The following is a 3,213-nucleotide window of genomic DNA, read 5'->3' as shown; positions in this document are numbered from 1 at the left end:
TGCTTGACCACAACAGGCTGGTGGTATTGTATTGATATGGTTAATAAATGCTACAATACTTTAAAAGATGGGTGGAAGCTTATTGATGGTGATTGGTATATTTTAATGAAAATGTATATGCTCTTCAGAATACTTGGTACCATGAGAAGAAGGATTATTATCTTGGGAATGATTGTAGGATAGTGAAAAAGTTATAGGGAAAATATAGTGATTTTTATAGTTATTGTTGCAAAAATTTAATCTAGAGTTGGTTGTTGCAAATATACAAAAAAGGCTGTACTACAAGGTATCTAAACCAAGTAATACAGTCATTCTTAGAAATAAATGGTTCTGATTAGGAAGTGACACTATTTATTTTAAATTTTTCTATATTAATATATGTATTAGTTATAGTATTTTCCATTAAACTTTCTTTAAGCATTAAATTATGATTAAATAATTCTAATTACCATAAAATACAAAAGTGGTTTTAAGTGGCTATTTTACTAAACTAAAAAGTATTTTTAGTTACTATAAAATATGATTTAGTACAAGCTTAGTCTAATACAGAACTTGGCTATTAATAAGTATTAATATAATTATAAATTACTTGAGAGAATAGTATTTTGGAAATTGAAAGGAATTAAAAACATATATTGTTTGTGTAATATTGAAAGCTGAATTTATTAACTTCATTTTTTTGTTGTTTTCATATATTTATGATATTATAGTTTTTAAACATTTTATAAGATGTTATAAAAAATATTATTATGGAGAGTAAATATGCTTACAATAGATGAATACATTTCAAAAAGAAAAAAGGAAGACAAGGGGATGCGGACATTTTCTTGGACTGATTATGCAGCTAACCCAAGACTTTGTCGGTACTCCCTGGGACTCATGTTTCCTAATGATACTTTAATACGTTCGTTATTATACCACATAAGATAATCATTTAATATATCAATAAATGTATTTATACTGATGCCTGTCCAATCCGTGTTATAGAACATCTCATTCTTTAGGCGTCCAAACAATCCTTCACATGCAGAATTATCTGGTGAGCATCCTTTTTTTGACATAGATCTAGTTAAACCTGCTTTATTCATTCTTTTAATCCAACCAGACCATCTATAATGGCATCCCCTATCTGAATGAACAATTGGTTTTTCTCCATCTTTCAATGAAGTAATTGCTTTATCCAACATTGTGTTAACCAAATGAGCATCTGGAGATATTCCAATTGTCCAACATGGAAGCATTCCATCGAAACAATCAACGATTGCTGATAAATAAATTTTTCCAGCAGGAATAGAAAACTCTGTGATATCTGTTAGCCATTTTTGATTAGGCTTTTCAGCATAAAAATTTCGCTTTATTTTATTTTCTACCGCAGGCGTTATTTCTCCTTGGTAAGAATTATATTTGCGTCTCTTCTTTGCTTTGACAATTAGATGTTCTTCTTTCATTATTTTTCGTACAATTTTTTCTGAAATAATAATCCCTTTCTTTGAGAGCAGACCATGTATTCTTCGGTAACCATATCTACTCTTGTTCTCATAAAATAGTTTTGTAATTTCTTTTCTGAAAGAAAGATATTTATCTTTTTGTGCAAACACTTTTTCTTGATAATAATAACAGCTTTTTGCTAGTTCCAGTTTTTCTAAAAGTAATGGCAGTGAATATTTATTCTTTAGGGCATCGACTATCACTGCCTTCTCTCGATTTTTGAGAGCTGTTTGGTCGATGCCGGGGTCTTTTTTTAGGACATTAATAGTTTCCTTTAAAATATCTATTTCAAGCTGCATATCAAGCATTTTTTCCTTAAGTATTTCTATTTCTTTAGTATCAGAATTTTCATGACCTTCTTCAAGCTTTCCCGGTCGAATATCTCTTTCATTCATTAATGCTACAGTACCTTTCCTAAGATATTTTTTTCTCCATTTATAGATACTAGCTCTACTATATCCAATATCTTCTGATACTAATTTTATATCTTCTCCTAGCTCAAAGCAACGGTGTAATGCATTAAGCTTAACTTCAACTGATGGATGACGCGGATGTTCAGATGTATTAATCACATGTGCTTTCTTTCGAGGCATAGGCGGTTGGTTTTCTTTCTTTAGCCATTTGTAAAGCAAACATTTAGAAGGATATCCTAATTGGATAACCGTTTCAGTTACTGATCCACATTGATGATAGTATTTTAATGCAGCTTCTCTTTTTTCATCTGAATACATTTTTTAACTCCTTTCATTCCTACAGAAGTCCAACTTTTTGTCCGCACCCCCAAAAGTAGAAAACATAAAAATTTGCATGGATTATATATTTGAATACCATAACAATTATTTGGATATGGAAAAAACAGATAGAGATATGGTTTTGAATAATACAACATTAAATAAATATAGAAAAGAATTATTTGAATATGATGATGATATTGCAGAATGGCTTATTGAACTTTATGATACACATAGAACAAGATTAAACAGGGTTATAGGTAATATTTTAGATACTAATGAATATTTTTAGTTATGAATACAGATGCAGAATTTAGGGGTGTTTCATATGAATTATATCCTAAATTGATTAAAAAATATCCGTATTTAAAAGAGCAGTCAGAAATGATTTATTTGTTTATTAAAGATTATCACAGAGTAAAGAGTAATGTTAAAGTGAGAATGCCAATAGTGTCAGAGGATATTAAACATTGGATAGATGATACTAAAGAAAAATATGGTGTTGATATGGAAGCATTTGTTTTTGTATATTTAGAGAAGTTTTTTGAAAATAAGGATGTGTGGGCAAGAAGTCATAAGAAGAAATTTATAAATGCTTATGGAAAAGAAGAGTATGAGTATGATTATAAAAAGAAAAATAATTTATTTGGTTTGGATCTGTTGCATACTAGAATATCAAAGAAACCTTTTATAAGAGGAAAGAAGCAGTATATAGAATTATTAATGATGTATTATTGGTTGAGTGATTTTGTAGGTGATGAAGATGGATATTGGGAAGAGTATTTAAACATGGTATTAGAAAAATAAATAATTAAAAATTTTATTAAGCAAGAGATGGTGTAAAAAGAATCATACAAAAACTATGGTGTAAAAATGGTGTAAAATAAGAAAAACATCAGCATATTTAGTTACCTAAACGTTGATGTTTACTAGCTTGGTGACCCATACGGGAATCGAACCCATGATTTCACCGTGAGAGGGTGACGTCTTAACC

General features: G+C 29.4%; 3 protein-coding genes and 1 pseudogene. 3 read left to right on the top strand and 1 reads right to left on the bottom strand.

Annotated features, from left to right (window positions below; genetic code table 11):
• Window positions 1-183, top strand: a pseudogene (locus Q0F58_RS18455) (hypothetical protein); the annotation flags it as partial.
• Between the two features lie 653 nt (window positions 184-836).
• On the opposite strand, the gene Q0F58_RS18450 reads toward Q0F58_RS18455, so the two are convergent.
• Window positions 837-2,219: an IS3 family transposase gene (locus Q0F58_RS18450; protein ID WP_294379373.1), complete on the bottom strand. Its 1,383-nt coding sequence runs from the start codon at window positions 2,217-2,219 to the stop codon at window positions 837-839.
• A gap of 76 nt (window positions 2,220-2,295) precedes the next feature.
• Here Q0F58_RS18450 and Q0F58_RS18445 point away from each other — a divergent pair, with 76 nt between their 5' ends.
• Both Q0F58_RS18445 and Q0F58_RS18440 read left to right on the top strand, forming a co-directional pair.
• The gene (locus Q0F58_RS18445) at window positions 2,296-2,511 is read left to right on the top strand and encodes a hypothetical protein (protein ID WP_294379371.1); all 216 of its coding nucleotides are present in this window, start codon (window positions 2,296-2,298) and stop codon (window positions 2,509-2,511) included.
• A 2-nt stretch (window positions 2,512-2,513) separates the two neighbouring features.
• Window positions 2,514-3,026, top strand: coding sequence for a hypothetical protein (locus tag Q0F58_RS18440; protein WP_294379368.1), 513 nt, complete (start codon window positions 2,514-2,516; stop codon window positions 3,024-3,026).
• The last annotated feature ends 187 nt before the right edge of the window (window positions 3,027-3,213 follow it).

The sequence above is a fragment of the uncultured Clostridium sp. genome (assembly GCF_934754915.1).
In the GTDB taxonomy this organism is placed as follows: Bacteria; Bacillota; Clostridia; order Clostridiales; family Clostridiaceae; genus Clostridium.
This window is presented reverse-complemented; position numbering and strand designations above follow the sequence as displayed.